Origin of the sequence: Burkholderia sp. BCC0405 (assembly GCF_902833075.1) — a bacterium.
Lineage (GTDB): Bacteria > Pseudomonadota > Gammaproteobacteria > Burkholderiales > Burkholderiaceae > Burkholderia.
The window spans coordinates 81,181-102,103 of sequence record NZ_CADFEO010000009.1 but is presented as its reverse complement, the minus strand read 5'-3'; the positions used below and the strand labels follow the sequence as shown (position 1 = coordinate 102,103).

General features: G+C 71.2%; 11 protein-coding genes. 4 read left to right on the top strand and 7 right to left on the bottom strand.

What is annotated here, in order from left to right; genetic code table 11:
* Positions 1-72 precede the first annotated feature (72 nt).
* From HWX36_RS16855 to HWX36_RS16830, 6 genes are all read right to left on the bottom strand, one after another.
* Positions 73-1,866 carry an ABC transporter ATP-binding protein gene (locus HWX36_RS16855; protein WP_279613390.1) on the bottom strand — a complete coding sequence of 598 codons (1,794 nt, stop codon included), beginning with the start codon at positions 1,864-1,866 and terminating at the stop codon, positions 73-75.
* A complete protein-coding gene (locus tag HWX36_RS16850) occupies positions 1,866-3,587 on the bottom strand; it encodes an ABC transporter ATP-binding protein (RefSeq protein ID WP_175953182.1) in 1,722 nt (573 codons plus the stop codon). The genes HWX36_RS16855 and HWX36_RS16850 overlap by 1 nt, the downstream gene beginning before the upstream one ends.
* A complete protein-coding gene (locus tag HWX36_RS16845) occupies positions 3,584-4,636 on the bottom strand; it encodes a Gfo/Idh/MocA family oxidoreductase (protein ID WP_175953181.1) in 1,053 nt (350 codons plus the stop codon). Before HWX36_RS16845 ends, HWX36_RS16850 begins: the two co-directional genes overlap by 4 nt.
* Positions 4,633-10,107, bottom strand: coding sequence for a non-ribosomal peptide synthetase (locus tag HWX36_RS16840; protein ID WP_175953180.1), 5,475 nt, complete (start codon positions 10,105-10,107; stop codon positions 4,633-4,635). The genes HWX36_RS16845 and HWX36_RS16840 overlap by 4 nt, the downstream gene beginning before the upstream one ends.
* Positions 10,104-14,501 (bottom strand): non-ribosomal peptide synthetase, encoded by a 4,398-nt coding sequence (locus tag HWX36_RS16835; RefSeq protein WP_175953179.1) that lies wholly within the window; start codon positions 14,499-14,501, stop codon positions 10,104-10,106. The genes HWX36_RS16840 and HWX36_RS16835 overlap by 4 nt, the downstream gene beginning before the upstream one ends.
* A 123-nt stretch (positions 14,502-14,624) precedes the next feature.
* Positions 14,625-15,566, bottom strand: a complete 942-nt coding sequence (locus tag HWX36_RS16830) for an AraC family transcriptional regulator (protein WP_175953178.1) — start codon at positions 15,564-15,566, stop codon at positions 14,625-14,627.
* 217 nt (positions 15,567-15,783) lie between these two features.
* Between HWX36_RS16830 and HWX36_RS16825 the strand changes: the two genes are divergently transcribed.
* The 4 genes from HWX36_RS16825 to HWX36_RS16810 are packed head-to-tail and all read left to right on the top strand — an operon-like array spanning position 15,784 to position 19,944.
* Complete coding sequence (locus HWX36_RS16825; RefSeq protein WP_175953177.1) at positions 15,784-17,436, top strand: AMP-binding protein; 1,653 nt, start codon at positions 15,784-15,786, stop codon at positions 17,434-17,436.
* Positions 17,433-18,206 (top strand): alpha/beta fold hydrolase, encoded by a 774-nt coding sequence (locus HWX36_RS16820; protein WP_175953176.1) that lies wholly within the window; start codon positions 17,433-17,435, stop codon positions 18,204-18,206. The genes HWX36_RS16825 and HWX36_RS16820 overlap by 4 nt, the downstream gene beginning before the upstream one ends.
* A complete protein-coding gene (locus HWX36_RS16815) occupies positions 18,203-18,508 on the top strand; it encodes an isochorismate lyase (RefSeq protein WP_175953175.1) in 306 nt (101 codons plus the stop codon). Before HWX36_RS16820 ends, HWX36_RS16815 begins: the two co-directional genes overlap by 4 nt.
* Positions 18,505-19,944 carry an isochorismate synthase gene (locus HWX36_RS16810; RefSeq protein ID WP_175953174.1) on the top strand — a complete coding sequence of 480 codons (1,440 nt, stop codon included), beginning with the start codon at positions 18,505-18,507 and terminating at the stop codon, positions 19,942-19,944. Before HWX36_RS16815 ends, HWX36_RS16810 begins: the two co-directional genes overlap by 4 nt.
* 25 nt (positions 19,945-19,969) lie before the next feature.
* On the opposite strand, the gene HWX36_RS16805 is transcribed toward HWX36_RS16810, so the two are convergent.
* The gene (locus tag HWX36_RS16805; protein WP_175953173.1) at positions 19,970-20,854 is read right to left on the bottom strand and encodes a LysR family transcriptional regulator; all 885 of its coding nucleotides are present in this window, start codon (positions 20,852-20,854) and stop codon (positions 19,970-19,972) included.
* Between the last annotated feature and the right edge of the window lie 69 nt (positions 20,855-20,923).

Here is a 20,923-nt window from a genome sequence, read left to right as displayed (position 1 = left end):
AACCGGCGGGCGCTTTTTCGATCGAGGGGCTTTTCCTATCGATCCCGGGCATGCCGGATCGCATTGTTCACGTCAGTGTTCGGATTCGGCCGGTCGCGCTTGCGCGTCCACGTCCACGTCCACGTCCACGTCCACGTCCGCTTCGGCGGCCGGTGGCGCGTCGGGCGGCTGTCCGGCGCGGGCGAACGTCGCGTACCAGGCATCGGTCTCGACCAGTTGCGCATGCATGCCGGTCGCCCGCACCCGGCCCGCGTCGAGCACGACGATCGTGTCGGCGGCCGCCGCGAGCGCCGGCTGATGCGTGACGACGATGCGCGTGCGCTGCCCGCGCAGCGCGACGAGACTGTCGCGCACGCGCCGCGCGCTCAGTTCGTCGAGGCTCGCGGTCGGCTCGTCGAACATCAGCACCGGCGCACGCGCCAGCAGCGCGCGCGCGAGGCACGCACGCTGGCGCTGCCCGCCCGACAGCAACTGGCCGCCCGGCCCCACGTCGGACTCGAGCCCGTCCGGCAAGCGCTCGGCGTCGCGCAGCAGGCCGACCGCGTCCAGCGCGGCGCGCAGTTCGGCGTCGGTCGCATCCGGGCGGCCCATCCGCACATTCCACGCGAGGCTGCCGCGGAACAGCCCGTTGTCCTGGAACACGAGGTTGCGCGTCGCGGCGAGCGTCGCCTCGCTCAGGTGCCGCACATCGGAGCGGCCGAGCAGCACGCGCCCGGCGACGGGATCGTCGAGCCGTGCAAGCAGGCCCAGCAGCGTGCTCTTGCCCGCGCCCGTCGGGCCGACGATCGCGACGAAGCCGCCCGCCGGGCAATGCAGGTCGACGCCGTCGAGCAGCGTCGCGCCGCTGGCCGACCGGTAGCCGACGCGCACCGCGTCGACGCTCGCATCGTGTACCGGCGTGCCGCGCTCCGGGCTGTCGAAACGCGGCGCATGCAGTACCGCGAGCACGGTGTCGAGCGCGCGCCAGCCGCCGCGCAGCGCCTGGTCGAGCTGGGTGAGCTGCGCGAGCGGCTCGATGAAGCGAACGAGCAGCACGAGCACCGCCACGGCCGTCGCGGCATCGAGCCGGCCGGCCGAGACGGCCCACGCGCCGCCGACCAGCATCGCGACGAACACGCCCTGCACCGCGCCCGCGAAACCGAGCTCGATCGGCAGCGAGCGTCGCATCAGCGCACGGGTGCGGCGATGCTGCTCGTCGAACGCGTGCTGCAGCGCCGCGCGCGCGTCACCTTCCTGGCCCGCGAAGCGCAACAGCCCCTGATGCGCGGCGAAGGTCTGAAGCTGTACGGCCATGTCGCGATCGCCGGACGCGCGGGCCTGTTCGAAGGCGAGCGTCCGTGTCCCGCCGCGTTCGAGCAGCGCGAACAACAACACGGCGGCGGCCGCGAGGCACAGCGCGATGCGCCAGTCGATCCACACGAGCCCCGCGACGACCGCGAGCGGGGTCACGACCGCGCCGATCAGCGGCCCGAGCAGGTGCGCCGGTATCCCCATCGCCTGCATGACCGGCCCGCGCAGCAGCCCGGCCGGATGACTGTCGCGCACCGTCTGCCACGACGCGATGCGCGGCAGGTGCCGCACGAGGCGTTCGACGAGACCGGCCGCGAGCGCGCCGCCCGCGCGATAGCCGCCGCGCTGCGCGACGTACAGCACGAAGGCGTGGCAAAGGGTCAGCGCGCCGAGCGCGATCGTCCAGTGCAGCACGGCCGCAGGCACGCCGGCGAACCATGCGCGGATCAACGGCACGAGCAGCAACCCGCAGGCGCCGTCGAGCAACGCGGCGGCCACCGCCCAGCCGACCCCGCGCCACAGCGCGCGGCGGGTTTCGGAGGGCAGGCACTGCAAACGTTTGAGCGTCGTCATCATCATGCGGCCTCCCCGCCTGCGGCACCGCGTTCGCGCCATAGCCGCGCATACAACCCGCGCGCGGCCAGCAGCGCCGCATGCGTGCCGCGCTCGACGATGCGGCCGCGATCCATCACGAGAATCTGGTCCGCATGCCGGATCGCGTCGAGATCATGGCTGACGATCACGCGCGTGCGCGCGTCGCCGCGCAGCGCATTGCGCAACGCACGCCCGGTTTGCGGATCGAGCGCCGAGGCCGGTTCGTCGAGCAGCAGCAACGGCGCCGGCGACAACCACGCGCGCGCGATCGCGAGCCGCTGTAGTTCGCCGCCGGACAGCCGCACGTCGCGCCCGCACACGCAGTCGTAGCCGCCCGGCAACGCGTCGATGCGTTCGTCGAGGCAGGCCGCACGCGCGGCCGCGCGAATCGCGTCGCGGTCGGCATCCGGCCGGTAAAGCGCAATGTTCGCGGCAATCGACACGTCGAGCGCGGCGGCCTGCTGGAACACCATCGCCACCTGTTCGCGCCGCGTATCCGACGCGAGCAGCCGCAGATCGGCGCCGCCGAGCCGCACCGTGCCGTGGTCCGGATCCATGAAGCGCGCGAGCAGCATCAGCAGCGTGCTCTTGCCCGCGCCCGACGGCCCGACGATCGCGGTGGTCGTGCCTGCCGCGATCGTCGCATCGATGTCGCGCAGGATCGACGTGCCGTCGACGTCGACACGCACACCGCGCAGCTCGAGCGACGCGTCGCGCGGCACCTGTGCGGCGCCATCGGCCGGCTCGGGCAGGCCCGGCTGGGCGAGCAACGCATCAAGGCGTGCGGCGGCCGCTCGCGCTTCGCGCAATGCGTCGGCGCCGTGGCCGAGCGCGCGCACCGGCGCGGCGACCGCCCAGATCAGCAGCGCGAACGCGCACAGTTCACCGACCGGCAAGCGGCCTGCCGTCAGCCCCATCGCGCCGAGCATGACCCACGCGAGCAGGAACGGCGTGCCGAGCAGCACCTGCGTGCACGCGCCGGGCCCGCCGACACGGCCGACCCACGCCGAAAACGCCTGTTCGAAGCGCCCGGTCGACTCCAGCGCGGCCGCCTCGATGCCGGCGCCCGGGTACTGCCGCACGAGCGCCGGATTCTGCGCGAGCTGCGCGTAGTCGCCCATCAGCCCTTCGAGGGCCGCGTTGCGCGCCGCGACGGCCGGTACGAACCGCGCCGATCGCATCCAGCGAAACAGTGCGACGCCCGCGACGAGCGGCACGAGCGCGAACGCGAGCAGCGCGGGATTCAGGTAAAGCAGGCACGCGAGCGCCGCGCACGGCACGACGATCAGCTGCGTGACGTCGGCCGGCGCATGCGCGACGAGCTGGTGCAGCGCACGCACGTCCTGGTCGACGTGACGCGCGACGCGATCGCTGCCCGCACGCGCGAACCAGCCGAGCGGCAAGCGTTGCAGATGATCGGCGAGGCGCCTGCGCAAGCGATCGGCGAGATCGGCGTCGACACGGTGCGTCAGGTGCAGCGCGACCGTCTGGCCGCCCAGCCAGCACCCGCCGGCCACCACGGCCGCGACGAGCCAGCCGCGCGCCGTCGCGTCGAGCTGCGCCGCCGCGCGCCACGCGTCGGCGACCCGGCCGAGCGCGAGCCACGGCACGAGCGATGCGACACCCGCCAGCGCCTGCAGCACGACCGCCGCCACGAGCGGCGCCGCGAACGGCCGCAACATCGACAGCAACGGCCCCTTCATGCGGCACGCTCCAGCAGCATGCCGAGCGTGGCCGCGCACGCGTCGCCCGGCGGCGGCTCCGGAAAACCGAGCTGCATCGTCAGTTGCTGCCAGACGCGCGTCACGTCGATGCTGCGCTGGTTGCACGCCTGCAGCCCTTCGCCCGACACGAGCCGATCGACCGCGCGCACGGCCGCCTGCGGCCAGCCGCGCGCATGAATCGCGCCCCACGTGTCGCGCGCGTCGTCGCAGATCTGGATGCTCGGCATGTCGCTGCCCGCCGCGTCGCCGAAGATCGGGAACAGCCCGTGTTCGTCGATCTCCGGTTCGCGCAGCGCCGGCGCCCACCACAGCGGGCCATGCGGCGACGCGAGTGTCCACGTGCCGGCATCCGTCGTCAGCGTGATGCCGAACAGCATGCTCATGCGGCCGTCGTCGGCTGCCGCCATCTCGTTGTGCACGCGCAGCGAGACCGGTGTTTCGGCCAGCACCATCGCGCATTCGCGCATCGACGACAGGGCCGGCCCGATCGGTTCGACCGACCACGGGCCCACGCCCTGCAGCGCGGCCGCGAGCACGTCGAGCGCCGCGAAACTGGCCTGCACCGAGCACACGACATCCGCATGCACCGGCGCACTCGTCTCGCGCAGCCGCCGCGCGACGGCGATGAAGCGGGAGACGACCGGCAGGTTCGGATAGAAGCTGTTGAGCAGGCAGCGGCGGCCATGACGCGACGCGCTGCGCAGCACGCGATCCCATTCGCCGGGCAGCAGCGGATGCTCGATCACGACATCGATCCCGCGTTCGAGCAGCCGGCACGCGAGCGCGGCCCCGTCGGCGCCGCGCGCCGCGCCACCGACCGCGACGCATGCCACGCGTACGTCGTCGGGCAGCGCTTCCGGACGGTCGAACACGGGCGCGCCGACGCGCGCGGCCAGCGCGGCGGTGCGCGCACTGCCTTGCCCCAGGATGCCCGCGACGCAATACGCATCGGACGCGGCGATGCCCGCCGCATAGAACTGGCCGAAGCGGGAGCCGGCCACGACGACCGGAAGCGGATGGACCTTCATTGCGCCTCCTTCAGGCGGGTGTCGACGAACGCGGCATTCAGGCAGTCGAAATGACCGCCGGGGATATCGACGGGCGTGATGCCGCCGAGCGCCTGCGCCGTCCAGTATTCGGTGAGCGCCGCGCGCTGCTGCGGAATCAGCGGGTTGCAGCGCTCCGGCACGAACAGCCGCAGCGCACCCGCGTAAGGCGCGTCGCCCGCCCAGTGGCTCGCCTGCACCGAATGCATGAAGAGCCGGTACAGCCGTTCGCGTTCGTCGAGCAGCGGATGCGCGAGCTCGTCCTGCATCGACAATCCGGCGGCCGCGCGCAGCACGCGGCGGCGCAATGCATCGAGCGGCTCGCAGCGATCGCCGAAAATCTCCAGCTGCGCCTGCAGGCTGCCGGGCGCGAGACGCGCGGGGTCGGCCTTCAATGCGTCGGCGAGCGCGTCGGCCAGCACATACGTTTCCGGAAACCCGAGCGCGTCGAGCGGCAGCCCGAGCGTCGCCGCGAAGTTGAACAGCACGAGCCGCTCGTCTTCGATCAGGTACGGAATCCGGTAGCTCGACACGATGTCGAGCGTGCGCACTTCAACGCCAAGCTGCACCAGCGACTTCGCCATTTCGAGCGCGACCAGCCCGCCCGAGCAGTAGCCGAGCACGTCGACCTCGCGCACGCCGGTGCGCCACAACGCATCGGCATAACGCCGGCCGAGCGTCGCGTTCAGGTGGCGCGCCGGCACATCGAGATAGTCCTGCGCGTCGCGCACCGCGAAGCCGAGCACCGGGCCGAGCCGCGCGAGCGCCGGCATGACCGGCCGATACGCATGCACGGTGCCGAGCCCTTCGTGCACGATGACGCGCGGCACGCCGTCGCCCGGCGCCAGCGGAATCGGGCGCACGCCGGCGCGCACGCGGGGCGCAGGCGCGTGGATCACCGCCGATGCGTGAGTCGCGCGCGGGACGGCCGGTGACGGTGCGCCCGCCTGCTGCTCGCCCGCATCGCGCAGGCATTGCGCGAACGCGGCCGGCGTCGGTTGCGCGAGCACCCAGCGCAGCAGCCGGTCGAACGGATGCGCTTGTGCAAGCGGTTCCTCGCCACGCAGCCTCGACACAAGCTGAGCGATCAGCAGCGAATCGCCGCCCGCGGCGAAGAAGTCCTGGTCCGGCGTGACGTTGCGCGTATCGAGCACGGCTTCCCACAAGCCGATCAGCCGCGCCAGCAGCGGATCGGCGGCAGTCTGCGCGCGCACCGGTCGAGCGGCCGCCGGCTCCGGCTCGCGGATGTCGGCGATGCCGGCCAGCGTACGGCGGTCGATCTTGCCGTTCGCGGTCACGGGCAGACGGTCGAGCACACGCAATTGCGACGGCACCATATAGCCGGGCACGCGCTCGGCGACGAACGCCAGCAGCGCTTCCGGCGCGATGCGCGCCGCGCCGCGCTTCACGTGCGCGAGCAGGATGTCGTAACCGAGCACGTCGAGCGGCGTGCCGGGCGCCACGCAACCCAGCGCACGATCGCCCCCGTCCGACTGCAACCATTCGAGCCACTGCGCGCGCGGCACGAACAACCGCGCCGCCTCGGCGCGCGCGTCGCTCGGCGTTTCCATCATCAGCCCCTGGCTGATGCTGATCTCCGGATGCTCGGTCGTCAGCTCCTGGATCACCCACCATGCATCGGCCGCCGACAGCGCACGCAGCCCGGCGACCAGCGCGACCGTGTCGCGCGCATTGTTCAGCGCGCCGGAGCTGATCGTGACGTCGATCGAATGCGGCGCGATGCCCTGCGCGTCGAGCGGCGCATTCATGTCGAACCGCACGAACCGCATCCACGGGTACGCGGCGAAGCGCTCGCGCGCGGCCGCGAGGAAATAGCTCGACACGTCGCTGAACAGGTAGTCGATCCGCACGCCCGCTTCGACCAGCGGCGCGAGCGCGTCGACGATCGTCCGCGTCGCCGCAGCCGTTCCCGCGCCGATCTCGAGGATTCGCCATGGGCGCTGCGGCTCGCGTGCGACGATCGCGCGGACGGCCTGTGCCATCCCGTCGTGCAGTGCGTGCGCATGTTCGCCGTCGCTGTACATCGCGTCGGCGATATGCGATGCGCCTTCCGGGAACATCAGGCCGGCAGGCGACACGCTGCCGTCCACCTGCACGTCGATGCATCCCGCGCTGTCGCGGAAGTAGTCGACGAGGACGGCAGGCCACAGATCGGGCGACGCCTCCTTCGCAAACGCGTCCCAGCAAGCGTGAGCATCGGCGTGGCCGGCATCGGGCCGCAGACGCCAGCCGCCTGCTTCGGCATCCGCATGCAGCACGCCGTGCCTGTCGAGCATCGCGAGCCAGTGGCGCAGCAGGTGCTGCCGAGCCGCCGGCACGCGCAACCGTTCGCACAACGTCGCAAAATCCGTCGCGGCATACTCGGTCAGCGCGCCCGCCGTCACGATCCACGCGGCCAGCGACGCCACGCAGGCCGCTTCGAGCTGGGCGACCGACCGCGCCACGTCCGCATGCGCGGGCCAGCGCGCGGCGTCGAACGCCACGCGCACGTGCTGCGCGATCTCGTGCAGCGCGTCGTCGTGCGCCAACGTCGACGGCTCCGCACCGTGCAGCGACGCGAAGCTCGCGAGCCTGCGCTCCGCGCCTTCGCCGAGCACGATCGTCGCGGCCGCGCCGACGAGCGGATGCGCGGTCAGCGCCGCATCGATCTCGGCCAGCTCGATCCGATAGCCGCGGATCTTCACCTGATCGTCCTGCCGCCCGAGGAATTCGAGCGAACCGTCAGCGCGCACGCGGCCAAGATCGCCGGTGCGATAAAGCCTGCGCCCGTCGCGATGCCGGATGAAGCGTTCGGCCGTTCGCACGGGATCGTTCGCGTAACCCGTTGCAAGCCCCACGCCGCCGATATGAATCTCGCCACGCACGCCGGGCGGGCATGGCCGGCCGAGCGCGTCGAGCACTTCCATCGTCTGCCCGGTCAGCGCGCGGCCGTACGGAATGCTGGCAAGCTGCGTGTCCGCCGGACAAATCGGATGCTCGATCGACCAGATCGATGCCTCGGTCGCACCACCCAGGCTGAACAGCCCGCTGTCGGGCCAGCGCCGCCACCAGCGCGCGGGCAGCGTCACCGGAATCCAGTCGCCCGACCACAGCACGCGGCGCGGCCCCGGCACATCGAGCGCCGGTTCGCCTTCGAGGTAGTCGATCAGCATCTGCCCTTGCGCGGGCACCGAGTTCCACAGCGTCACGCGGTGGCGCACGATCAGCTCGGCCCAGTGCGACGGATCGTTGCCGCGCGCCGGATCGGGCAGCACGACGCATGCGCCGCGCGCGGTCGCGCCGAAGAAGTCGTAGACGGACAGGTCGAAGCTCAGTTCGGCCAGGCCGAGCACCACGTCGCCGTCACCGACTCGATGGCGCGCGCTGATGTCGGCAAGCGTGTTGCACACGGCCGCGTGGCTCAGCATCACGCCCTTCGGCTCGCCGGTGGAACCCGACGTATAGATCACGTACGCGAGCGCGTCGCCGTCGATATCGGGCGCAGCGCGCGGCGGCCATTGCGGATCGGCCGGCAACGCATCGATATCGATGCGCACGCAACCATCATGGTCGAAGTCGAGCGCCTGCACGCTGACGACCGCACGCACCCGAGCATTGCGCAGGATCGCCTGTTGCCGCAGCGCCGGCTGACGGCAGTCGACCGGCACGTACGCGGCACCCGCCTGGACGATCGCGAGCACGGCCGCGAGCTGGTTCGCGCACTTCGGCATCAGCACGGCAACGGTGTCGCCCGGGCCGACGCCGGCCTGTTCGAGTGCGGACCGCAGCGCCGCGGCGTGTTGCGCGACGTCGCGATACGTGCGCGCCCCCTGCGCATCGATCACCACCGGCGCATCGGGCGTACGCAACGCCTGCGCGGCGAAGCCGGCCGCGATATGCGTGTCCGCATCCGGGTGGACATCGGCAACGGGGGCGCCAGACGGCAGCACGATGTCGCCCGCGCGCAACCACCATTCGGCATCGGCGGCGAGCCGGCCCAGCAGCGCGACGTACGCATCGAACATCGCCGCGGGCATTCCGTCCGGAAACAGGTCGTCGCGCACGTCCCAGCCGATTTCCAGCCCGCCGAACTGGTCGGTCACCTGGCAGTCGAGCCAGACCTGCGGCGTCTGACTGATCATGTAGCGCGGCGGCTCGGCGCGAGACGGGTGCTCGCCGAGCAGGCGGCCCACACTGCCGATGCCGCTCGTGAACACCACCGGCATCAGCGCCGCATCCTTGCCGCGCCGCCGCGCGAGTTCGCGCATCACGTCGACGCCGGTAAACGCGCGATGGTCGAGATCGTCGAACATCCGCGCGCCGATCGTGCGGGCGCGCTCGACGAAATCGCGCCCTTGCGTCGCGTCGACCGCGAGCAGGCTCAGGGCGGTGAAATCGCCGAGCACCGCGTCGATGCGCGGATGCACGGGCGGACGGTTCAGCACCGTCAGGTTCAGGCAAAACGCGGGCGACTGGCTCCAGCGGCCGACGACCTCGGCGAACGCGGCCAGCGCGACACTTGCCGCGCTCAGCCCGAAGCGGCTCGCGTGGCCGCTCAGCGCGGCCCATTGCGCACGATCGAGCCGCGCATGCCGGTGCGTGAAACGCGGCCGCGCGTCGGCACGCCTCGCGGGCACCACCGGCAGATCGGGGCGCGTCGGCAGATCGTCGATGCGCGCCAGCCACCACGCCTTGTCGCGCGCCTGATCGGCGCGCGTGCCGGCATGAGCTTCATTGACGACATAGTCGCGGAACGTCGCGTCGAGCGGCGCGGGCTGCCATTGCGGATCGTCGTAACGGCGCCGCCATTCGGCGAGCAGCAATTGCAGGCTCGCGTAGTCGATCAGCGTGAAATCGACGGACAGGTGCAGCACCGCGCCTTCCGGCCCGAGGCTCACTTCCGGCTGCAGCACCGGCCAGCGATCGAGCGCGTGCACCGCATGGTCGAGGCGCGCGCGCACGCTGCCTACATGCGCGTCGAATGCGTTCGCATCGGCACCGCGCAGGTCGTGCACCGTGAGCGGCTGCCACGGCACGTCGGGCAGCACGCGCTGCCATGCGTTGTCCTCGACGATCGCGCGCAGCATCGGATGCCGCGCGACGCACGCATTCCACGCCGCCTCGAAGCGCACGCAGTCGAGATTCGCGGGCTCGCCGTATTCGACGTACAGATGGCACGCATTGCCGCCGAACTCGAACGATTCGTGCCGGCCGAGCACGTACGCGGCCTGCACCGGCGTCAGCGCGAACCGCTCGTGCCGGCGCGCCGGATCGCTGCGCCACGCGCCGTCCTGCAGGAAGCGGACGAACGCGTCGCGTTCGGCCTTGATGCGCGCGGCCAGTTCCGCATCGAGTGCGCCGGCCGGCGCGCGATAGCGCAACTGGCCGCCGTCGTCGCACCACAGTTCGATCTGGCGTTCGCGGCAAAGATCGAGCACGTCATCGAAGCTCACAGCACGCCCTCCTCGATCGCGGCGACCGGTGTGCCGCCCTCGGCCTTCGACGCAGGCACAGCCGATGCTGCCTCGTCGAGCTGCGCGGCGAGACCCGCGAGCGTCGGCTGCCGGTAGAACGCAGCCATCCCGATCCGCACGCCGAGCCGCTCGCGCAGTTGCGCAAGCAGGCGCGTCGCGAGCAGGCTGTCGCCGCCGAGCGCGAAGAACGTCGCGTCGCGCGCGTTCGCCGGGCGGCCAAGCGCGTGCTCCCAACACGCAAGCAGCGTCGCCTGCCGTTCGTCGGCCGGCACGAACGCATCATGGGCGGCCGGCGCATCGCCGAGCGCTCGCGCAAGCGCGTCGCCTACCGCCCGTCGATCGATCTTGCCGTTCGCGTTGAGCGGCCAGCGCGCGATGCACCACAGCGCATCGGGACGCATCGCGTCGGGCAGCCGGTCGCGCAGCCAGTCGGCCAGCGCCGCTTGCGGGGCCGCTTCGCCGACACGGCGCGCGTCGATGCACGCAAAGGCGGTCGAGCGCCAGCTCCGGGAATCGTCCAGCGCAAAGCCGCACGCGTGCGCCGCCGACGCCAGCGCATCGTGCGCAAACGGCCGCGGCAGCGACGCATCGCCCGTCACCCCCGCGACGAGCTCACGCAGCGGCGAATCGCGCAGCACGTCGGCGAGCAGCAAGTGGCCATGCTGCGCCAGCAACGCTGCTGCGATCCGGAACGTGTCGCGCGGATCGTCACGCAGGTGGGCCGCCGCGAAGCTGATCACGCAATCGAACCGGCCGAGATGGCGCGCGGGCAGCAGGCCGTCCTGCATCGCCTGCAGCGTCGGCGTCGTGTGTACGAAGTACGCCTGCGCGTTGTGCAGCAGGCCTGGCGACGCGTCGAACAGCGTCACGTCGAAGCGCGGATCGTCAAGCACGCCGAGCCCCGCATCGAACCATTGCCCGGCACGCGCGTCGAGCACCGCGACCCGCACCGGCTCGGTGTGCGCGGCGGCCAGGGCCTGCAGCGCATCGCCAAACTGGCGCAGCGCGCGTGCACCATCCGGCAAACGCGCCGCGAACGCGAGCGGCGCGATCCGCGGATCGAGCGGCACACGCCGCGCGGCGCCTTCAGGGTCTGCGGCGAGCACGCGCAGCGAGCCGGTCAGGTCGTCGAGATCGGCGGCATGCCAGCCGAGCAGATCGAGCGCGCCGTCGATCGAAATCGCTACGTCATCCTTTGCATGCCCGTGCGCGCGCAGCGACGGCGGCAAACCCGTATCGCCGTCGAGCAGCCGATCGGCGACCACGCGCGCGACGGCTGCTTCCGCGTGCACGGTATCGGCCAGGTCCGCTTCCGCGAGCGCGCGCGATGACGGCGTGGCATCCGCTGCGCGATCGGCCGGCACGAACGCAGCCGCGATACGCGCGGCTTCGCCGCCGACGACGCTCGCGCACGCACCGTCGATCAGCGGATGCGCGGCCAGCGCCGCCTCGATCTCGCCCAGTTCGATCCGGTGCCCGCGCACCTTCACCTGGCGATCCTCGCGCCCCAGGAATTCGAGCGTGCCGTCGGGCCAGTAGCGGCCACGGTCGCCCGTGCGATACCAACGGCCCGACGCCTGCTGCACGAAACGCTGCGCGGTCAGTTCGGGATCGTTCCGGTAGCCGCGCGCGAGACTGTCGCCGCCAATCAGCAGTTCGCCCGGCACGTAATCCGGCACATCGCGGCCATCGGCGTCGACGACACGATAGGCCTGCCCCGGCAACGGCCGGCCATACGGAATCGAACGCCAGTGCGACGGCACGTCGCGCACCGTCTGCACGTTCGACCAGATGCCGGCCTCGGTCGCGCCGCCGAGCGCATGGAAAGCGCAGGCGTCGCCGCATCGTTCGCGCAGGCGCGCCGGCAGGTCGAGCGTGATCCAGTCGCCCGACAGCAGCGCCGCGCGCACGCTGCGGCACGCGTCAGCCGCAGCAGGTACCGCCAGCGCCATTTCCAGCAGCGCGGGCGCCGAATTCCACAGCGTCACGCGATGCTGCGCGATCAGCTCGATCCAGCGCGCCGCGTCGCGCGCGTCGTCCTGGGTCGGCAGCACGAGTTCGGCGCCGGCGCCGAGCACGCCGAACAGGTCGTACACCGACAGGTCGAAATCGAGCGCCGATACCGCGAGCAAACGGTCTTGCGCATGCACGCCGAGCAGCGCATCGATCGCATCGATCGTGTTGAGCGCCGCCGCGTGCGTCATCTCGACACCCTTCGGCACGCCCGTCGAGCCGGACGTGTAGATCACGTAAGCGGTGGCCTGCGGCGCCACCGCGAGCGGCACGGCCAGCGGCTCGTGCCGCATCAGCGCCGCGATGCCGAAATGCGGCAGCGGCGCATCGGCGAGCGTCGCGTCGCCGATCGCGGCCTTGACACCGGCCGCGCGTTCGATCAGCGCCTTGCGCGCGGCTGGCTGAGCGATATCGAGCGGCACGTAGCACGCGCCGGCGGCCAGCACGCCGAACACCGCGGCCACCTGTGCGGTCCCGCGCGGCAGGCTGATCTCGACGGCATCGCCGTGACCGATGCCGGCCGCCCGCAGGCCGCCCGCGATCGACAGCGCCTGTGCAGCCAGTTCGCCGCGCGTCACTACCTGCTCGCCGCACCGCAATGCGACGGCCTCCGGCTCGCGCGCGGCCGAGGCGAAGAAATCGGCATGCAGCGCGCGCGGCCGCGCGGGCGCGGGCACCGCGTTGAGCGCATCGCGCACGCGCCGCTGCGCGGACGGCAGCTCGACGGCGATCGGCAGCCGCCAGTCGCGATCGCACAGCGCCTGCACGAGCGCGACATACGCGCCGAACATCGCATCGATCATGCCGTCGGGAAACAGGCCGTCGACGCTGTCCCACGCGAGCAGCGCGCCGTCCGGCACGCGATAGAGCTGATGATCGAGCCACACCTGCGGCGTCTGCGAAATCATGTCGTGCAGATCGCCGAACACGCGCGCGAACGCGTCGGGCACGAACGGCGCGTCGCCGAGATTGCACGAGAACACGACAGGCGCGGCGCGCGGCGCGCCCTGCCGGCGCGCATCGCGCAGCACTTCGAGCGCCGGATAGGCCGCCTGTGCGATCGCGCCGTGCAGCCGCTGCTGGAACGCGCGCACCGTGTCGGCCGCGCTTGCGTCGGCGCGCATGTCGCATTCGACGAGCAGCAGCGTCGTGAAATCGGCGATCACGCGGCCGAGGTCGGGCGCATCGCCGTGCCGGTCGAACAGCGGCACGTTGAGCAGGAACGCCTGCCGGCCGCTCCAGCGCGCGAGCACCGCGGCGAACGCCGCGCCGAACACCGACGACAGCGTGACGCCATGCTGCGCGGCCCGCGCCTGCAGGCGCGCGAGTTCGGCCGTGCTCAGCGTATGCGCGACGCGGCTGAAACGCGGCGCACGGATCGTTTCCGGCGCACGGGCAAGCGGCAATGCCGGCCCTTCCGGCAACGCGGCAAGCCGCGCCTGCCAGGCGTCGCGCGCCGCGGCCCGCGCGTCGCGCGTATCGGCCGCGCGACGCGCGAGCCAGGCCGGAAACCACGTCGACGGCGCATCGGGCAACGCCGAAGGCTCGGCATACGCGGCGCCGATCTCCTGCATCAGCAGCCGCACGCTGTCCACGTCGGCCGCGAGCAGGTCGACGCTCAGCCACACGCGATCCTCGCCGCCGGGCATCTGCGCGAGCCCCATCATGAAGACCTGCGCGTGCTCGACGTCGAGACACTCGTGCGACCGGTGCGCGCGCAGCGACTCCCATTCGGCTTGCGCATCGGCAGCCGTCCTGTCGCGCCAGTCCGCATGCGCGAACACCGGCGCGTCCGGCGTCGCGACGATCTGCTGGCGACCGCCGCTGAAGCGCGCGCGCAGCATCGGATGGCGCGCACGCACACGCCGGCACGCCGCATCGAGACGAACGGGATCGATCGCGCGGCTGCGAAACTCGAGGAACGCGTGACAGCTCACGCCGCCGAGCACTTCTTCGTCGCTGCGGCCAAGCCAGTACGCCTGCTGGACCGCGGACAAGTCGAACGGCGCATGCACGTCGACCTCGGCAACCTCGGCCGCCCCGACGTCGGGCGCCGCGGGTGCGACGCGCGGCGCATTCGCGAGCAGCTCGGCCCACGCGCCGAGCGTCGGCGTGCGCGCGAGCGCATCGAACGTCAGCGCGTAGCCGAGGCGGTTCACCCGCGTCTGCAGATACATCAGCCGGATTGAATCGAGGCCGCAGCTCAGCAGGTCCTCGTCATCGTCGAGCGACGCGATTTCGCCGACGGGTTCGTCGAGCAGCTCGGCGATCATCGCGACGAGCTGCGAGCGAAAGGCTATGGGAGAAAAACGGGAAGGATCGGAATGATCGATGCAGGAATCGACAGCGGTCTGGCTCATGGGCACGCCTTGTATGGGTCGTTCGATGGCGGATCCGCGCGGCGGCGGCCACCCGTGAATGAGAATCTATCTCATTCACCCCCATGAGCCCGGTCGATTGCTTTAGGCTGCCGGTCAGTTGTTTTAGATTGCCGCGCGCGCCGTCCCGACGTCGTCGATCGCGTTCGAGGACGCACGAATATCGCTCGGCGAAATGCCGTAGCGCTTGCGGAACGCGATCGAGAAATGCGCGGGGCTGTAGCCCACGCGATACGCCACGGTCGACACGTTCGCGTCCTCCGCGCACAGCATCGCGTGCGCGGTCCGCAGCCGGTATTCCTGCAGGTAGGCATACACGCTCGTGCCGAACACCTTGCGGAAGCCGGCCGTCAGCTTGCGCGAATTCATCCCCACCCGGCCCGCGAGCGCGTCGAGCGTCGGCGGCTGCTGGAGCTCGCGCGTCAGGATGTCGCTCGCCGCATACACGCGCTCGACATCCGACGACGTGACGCGCACGTCGGCCGGCGCGAACTGCCGCTGCGTTGCCAGCAGCTGCGCGCTCAGCGCGGTCAGCTCGAACGCCTTGGCCTTCAGGAAGTACTCGCGCACCGCCCCCTCGAACGGGCAGGTCGCGATCTGCACCGCGAGCGCCTGCAGCGCCTTCGACGCCGGGCAGCTGACGATGCGCGGATCGCCGCCCGCCGGCGCGAGCATCTTCTCCGGCAACAGGCTCAGGTTGCGGTCGAGCGCATCGAGGCCGAGCTGCACGATCGTGTAGCGCAGCGGCGTGTCGCGGTCGTAGATCTGGTGCGTCGTGAATTCGCCATCGTTGGCGATCACGCACAGGCCCGGCCCCTTGATGCATTGCTCGGGTTGGCCCGGCACGCGGCAGCGCAACTGGCCGCTCTGCACGAGAACGAGCTTCAGCCCTTTTTCGAGCGGCTCCTCGTACCAGTCGCGGCTGTCCGAGCACAGCGTGCCGCTCATGAGTTTCATGCCCGCGTCGATGTGCACCACGCCCGGATGATTGCCGGGCACGAGCACCGGCGGGTGACGTCGTGACGATGCGAAGGAGGTCGAGCTCATCGGAGGTCCGTTGGTTAGGCGGCACGCGCGGCCCGGCGCGCGCCGGCGGCAACCGGCCGATTGTCCGGCCGGGCCGGGCGGGCGCCGCGCGACAGGCGCCCGATCGAATGAAATTGCCGCGATATCGAAAGAAACGACGCTATCGCGGCACTTGTTACAAATGATAATACCTCTCATTTACATTTGTTGACAACTTGCCGGAACCCAAGGTCCGCCCATGCAACCCTCCCTTCCCCCCGTGGCGCCGGCCCTCCCGGCCGACGCGCCCGACTGGCCCGACGACTTCGCGCGCCGCTATCGCGACGCCGGCTATTGGCAAGACACGACTTTCTTCGATGCGCTCGACGCGCAAGCGCAGCGCGATCCCGATGCGCTCGCCATCGTTGACGGCGCCTGCCGGCTCAGCTATCGCGACCTGCTCTCGCGCATCCGCCAGCTTGCGGGCGGCCTCGCGCGTCTCGGCCTGGCGCGCGGCGACGCGGTCGTCGTCCACCTGCCGAACGGCGCGCGCTTCATCGAGACGTGCTTCGCGCTGTTCCAGCTCGGCGTGCGGCCGGTGCTCGCCCTGCCCGCTCACCGGCACTACGAGATCGGCGCGTTCTGCCGCTTCGCCGGCGCGCGTGCGTATCTGGGCGCGGCACGACTCGGCGAGTTCGACTGCCGGCCGCTTGCGGCCGCGTTGCAGGCCGACTGCCCGACGCTCGAGCACATCGTGATGGCCGGCGACGATCACGCATTCACCCCATTCGACGCGCTGTACGACGCGCCACCGCTGCGCGAATGCGCGGCACGTGCCGACGACATCGCGTGCTTCCAGCTGTCCGGCGGCACGACCGGTACGCCGAAGCTGATCCCGCGCCGCCATCGCGAATACCTGTACAACGTGCGCGCGTGCAGCGCCGCGAGCGGCTTCGACGCCGGCACCGTGTATCTCGCCGCGCTGCCGATGGCGCACAACTTCACGCTGTGCTGCCCCGGCACGATCGGCGCGCTGCTCGCGGGCGGCCGCGTGGTCGCGACCGGGCGGCCCGAGCCCGAACAGAGCTTCGCGCTGATCGCGCAGGAGCGCGTCACGCATACCGCGCTCGTGCCGCCGCTCGCGCTGCTGTGGCTCGACGAACAGCCGCAACGGCAGGCGGACCTGTCGAGCCTGTGCGTGCTGCAGGTCGGCGGCGCCCGATTGATGGACCACGCGGCCGCGCGCGTGACGCCGGTGCTCGGCTGCCGGCTGCAGCAGGTGTTCGGCATGGCCGAAGGGCTCATCTGCTGCACCCGGCTCGACGATTCGCCCGAACGGATCGCGCAGACCCAGGGCCGCCCGGTGTCGGACGGCGACGACGTGCGCATCGTCGACGAAGCCGGCGAACCGGTCGCGCCCGGTGAAATCGGTGAACTGCAGGTGCGCGGCCCGTACACGATACGCGGCTACTACCGGCTCGCCGAGCACAACGCGACCGCGTTCACCGCCGACGGCTTCTATCGCAGCGGCGACCGCGTGCGGCGCACCGCGGACGGCGATCTCGTCGTCGAAGGCCGTGACAAGGACCAGATCAATCGCGGCGGCGAGAAGGTCTCCGCCGAGGAAGTGGAGAACCTGTTGCTCGCGCATCCGCAGGTGCACGACGCGGCGGTGGTCGCGATGCCCGACCCGCTGCTCGGCGAGCGCACCTGCGCGTTCGTCGTCGCCCGCGCGCCCGCGCCGTCCAGGCTGGTGCTGAAACGCTACCTGCGCGACTGCGGGCTCGCGGCGTTCAAGATTCCCGATCGCATCGAGTTCATGCCGCGTTTCCCGGAAACGGGCATCGGCAAGACCAGCAAGAAATCGCTGCGCGACCTGCTGCGCCGCCAGTTGGAGGCGGCCGCCGCATGAGCGCACGACCGACCGATTCGAACTGGATCCGCGAACTGCGCCTGTCGCCGTGCCCGCGCGCGCAGCTCGTCTGCTTCCCGCACGCGGGCGGCACCGCGAATTTCTTTCGCGGCTGGAGTCGCGCGCTGCCATGGGACATCGATCTGCTCGCGCTGCAGTATCCGGGCCGCGAGGAACGCTTCGGCGAGCCGTGCCTGGCGACGATCGACGCACTCGCCGGCCCCGCCGCCGACGCGCTGCAACGCTATGCCCACGCGCCGCTCGTGCTGTTCGGGCACAGCCTCGGCGCGGCGCTCGCGTACGAGGTGGCGGTGCGGCTCGAGGCGCGCGGCGCGGCGCCGCTTTACCTGGCCGTGTCCGCGCTGCCGCCGCCGCATCGCCAGCGCCTGTCGGATCTGCACCTGCAATCCGACGAAGCGCTCGTGGCCGATGTCGCGCGGCTGTCCGGCGAGCACGCCGCGCTGCTCGCCGATCCGGAGATGCGCGCGATCTACCTGCCGATGATCCGCAGCGACTACCGCGCGATCGAGACGTATCGCCGCGACCGGCCGCCGCGGATCGACACGCCGCTCGGCGTGATGCTGCCGCTCGCCGATTCCGAGCTCGACAGCGACGAAGCGCACGCGTGGCAGGACGTCGCGTCGCGCCCGATCCGCATCGAGACGTTCAGCGGCGACCACTTCTACCTGCGCCACCAATACCCGGCGGTGATCGCGCATCTGGTCGAACGGATCGGCCAATCCCTTCGTTACGGAAAGGAGTACACATGAAGAAACCGGACGCCTGCACGGGGCTGCCCGACATTCGCGAAGCCATCGATCGCCTGGACGCCGACATCATCGAAACGCTCGGCCGGCGCATGCAATACGTGAAGGCTGCGTCGCGCTTCAAGCCCGACGAAGCGAGCATCGCCGCGCCGGAACGGGTGGCCGCGATGCTGCCCGACCGGCGCCGCTGGGCCGAGCAGGCAGGGCTCGACGCCGACTACGTCGAGACGCTGTTCTCGGGCCTGATCGCGTGGTACATCGCGCAGCAAACGCACTATTGGCGGCAACAACGGGGGCTCGCATGAACGCCGGCCTCCCGCTGCTGCACGACACGTTCGCCCGTGCGGCCCGCCGCGCCGCCGACACCGGCACGCCGACGCTCGCGTCGGTGTCGGTGCCGCTGCGCCCGCTCGACTTCTTCGACCTGATCGCCGCGTGGGACGACGGCGCCACGCCGTGGTTCTTCCACGAAGCCGGCGATACGTCCGTCACGCTGTTCGGCTGGGATTGCGCGCTCGAACTGAGCGCCACCGGCGACACGCGCTTCGCGCAGATCGATGCGCGCTGGCGCACGCTCGTTCGCGATGCGGTGACAGCCGGCCCGCAACCGCCGCGCCTCGTCGGCGGCTTCCGGTTCGATCCGCACGGCGCGCGCAGCGCGCACTGGGCGCCGTTTCCCGACGCCGGCATGACGGTGGCGAAGCTGCTGATCGTGCGCGAAGGCGATGCCCACTGGGCCGTCTGCCAGCACGTCGTCGCCGCGCACGACGATCCGGCCGCGCTCGCGCATGCGTGCCTCGCGCGCATCGAGTCGCTCGGCGCGCTCGCCGCCACCCATGACGACGATGCCCCGCACCTGCTGCACACGCAGGCGTTGCAGGCCAGCGAATGGCAGCACGAAGTCCGGCGCGCGGTGGACGCGATCCACGGCGGCGCGTTCGGCAAGGTCGTGCTCGCGCGCGACGTGCTCGAACAATACGCGCGGCCCGTTGCCGTCGCGCCGCTGCTGCGTCGGCTACGCAAGCGCGACGCGCATGCGCACCTGTTCGCGGTCCACCGCGAAGGGGCCTGCTTCGTCGGCGCCACGCCGGAACGGCTCGCGCGTGTCGCGGCCGGCGACGTGCGCACCCATGCGCTGGCCGGGACGATCCGGCGCGGCGCCACGCCCGACGACGATCGCGCGCTCGGCGCGGCCCTGATGGATTCCGCCAAGGAACAGCTCGAACACGCGCTCGTCGTCGACGCGATCCGCGCCGCGCTCACGCCGCTGTCACGCGCGCTCGACGTGCCCGAGCAGCCGTCGCTGCACCGGCTGCCGAGGCTGCAGCACCTGAGCACGCCGATCCGCGCGACGCTGAAGGCGGATGCGACGCTGCTGCAGGTCGTCGCGGCGCTGCATCCGACGCCGGCGGTGGCCGGCCATCCGCGCGCCGCGGCGCTCGACCACATCCGTGCGCACGAAGGCTTCGATCGCGGCTGGTATGCGGCGCCCGTCGGCTGGATCGACGCGCACGGCAACGGCGACTTCATCGTCGCGCTACGTTCAACGCTGGTCGACGGGGGCGCCTGCCGGTTGTTCGCGGGCTGCGGCATCGTCGCCGATTCCGAGCCGGCCAACGAATATCAGGAGACCGAACTCAAGTTGTCGGGCATGCAGGCGGCGATCCGCGTGCGCGATGCGACGGCGAATGCCAATGCCGGCGACTCGGCAAAGGTATCGGCCTCGTCGACCCTCGCGTGATGCTTCGGCGCGACGGCCGCGCGCATCACAACAGCGGCAGCGTGAGCCGGATATGCTCGGCGAACGCCGCCGTCAGATGCGACGGCCGCTTGCGATCGAACCTCAGCGCAATGCCCACCGCCGGCAACGGCGGCAGGCGCGGATCGCCGGTGACGATCGCCAGGTCGGCCGGCACCGCCGTCTGCGTCATCACCGCGAACGCCTGCCCCGAACGCACCAGCGCGATCAGCCCCGCGAGACTGCTGCTCGCATACGCGACGCGGTAGTCGCGGCCGGCCCGATCCAGCGCCTCGCAGGCCGCGATGTGATCGAGCGTGTCGCGATCGGACAGCGCCAGCGGCAACGGATCGAAATGCGCGGGTTCGAGCCCCGGATAGCCGATCCAGACCAGTTGCTCGCGACGAATGATGTCGTCGTTCGCGCCGTCGTCCGGCAGTGAAATCATCGCCAGGTCGACCGCGCGTTTCTCCAGCTGTTCCATCAGACGCGGCGTCGGCCCGCATACGACTTCGACGATCGCCTGTGGATGCTGGCTCGAAAACTGCCGCAGCAGCGCAGGCAGCCAGGCCTGCGCGTAATCGTCCGGGCACCCGAAGCGGATCGTTCCCGACAGCCCCGTACCGCACAGGTCGGCCATCGCCTCATCGTGCAGCCGCAGGATGCGGTGCGCATGCACGAGCAGCCGCTCGCCCGGATGGGTCAGCACCACGCCGCGCCCGGTGCGCTGAAACAGCGGCTGGTCGACGATCTCCTCGAGCCGCTTCATCTGCTGGCTGAGCGCGGACTGGGTCCGGCCGATACGCACGGCCGCGCGGCTGAGCGCGCGCACCTCGGCGATCACGACGAACGAGCGCAGCAGGTCGATTTCGAGCGAAAGCGCCAAGGTATTAGCTCCTTTTCTACCTTGCATAAGCACTATTCGTTTCCATCAAACCAGACGCGCGCCTAGACTGCAAGCGACCCCTGCCCTCTGCACCCT

Excerpts from the sequence above, each read along its gene's own strand:
- HWX36_RS16825 (WP_175953177.1), top strand. The coding sequence starts at position 15,784 with ATGCAACCCTCCCTTCCCCCCGTGGCGCCGGCCCTCCCGGCCGACGCG.
- HWX36_RS16855 (WP_279613390.1), bottom strand. The coding sequence starts at position 1,866 with ATGATGACGACGCTCAAACGTTTGCAGTGCCTGCCCTCCGAAACCCGC.
- HWX36_RS16835 (WP_175953179.1), bottom strand. The coding sequence starts at position 14,501 with ATGAGCCAGACCGCTGTCGATTCCTGCATCGATCATTCCGATCCTTCC.
- HWX36_RS16810 (WP_175953174.1), top strand. The coding sequence starts at position 18,505 with ATGAACGCCGGCCTCCCGCTGCTGCACGACACGTTCGCCCGTGCGGCC.
- HWX36_RS16850 (WP_175953182.1), bottom strand. The coding sequence starts at position 3,587 with ATGAAGGGGCCGTTGCTGTCGATGTTGCGGCCGTTCGCGGCGCCGCTC.
- HWX36_RS16820 (WP_175953176.1), top strand. The coding sequence starts at position 17,433 with ATGAGCGCACGACCGACCGATTCGAACTGGATCCGCGAACTGCGCCTG.
- HWX36_RS16830 (WP_175953178.1), bottom strand. The coding sequence starts at position 15,566 with ATGAGCTCGACCTCCTTCGCATCGTCACGACGTCACCCGCCGGTGCTC.
- HWX36_RS16845 (WP_175953181.1), bottom strand. The coding sequence starts at position 4,636 with ATGAAGGTCCATCCGCTTCCGGTCGTCGTGGCCGGCTCCCGCTTCGGC.
- HWX36_RS16805 (WP_175953173.1), bottom strand. The coding sequence starts at position 20,854 with ATGCAAGGTAGAAAAGGAGCTAATACCTTGGCGCTTTCGCTCGAAATC.
- HWX36_RS16815 (WP_175953175.1), top strand. The coding sequence starts at position 18,203 with ATGAAGAAACCGGACGCCTGCACGGGGCTGCCCGACATTCGCGAAGCC.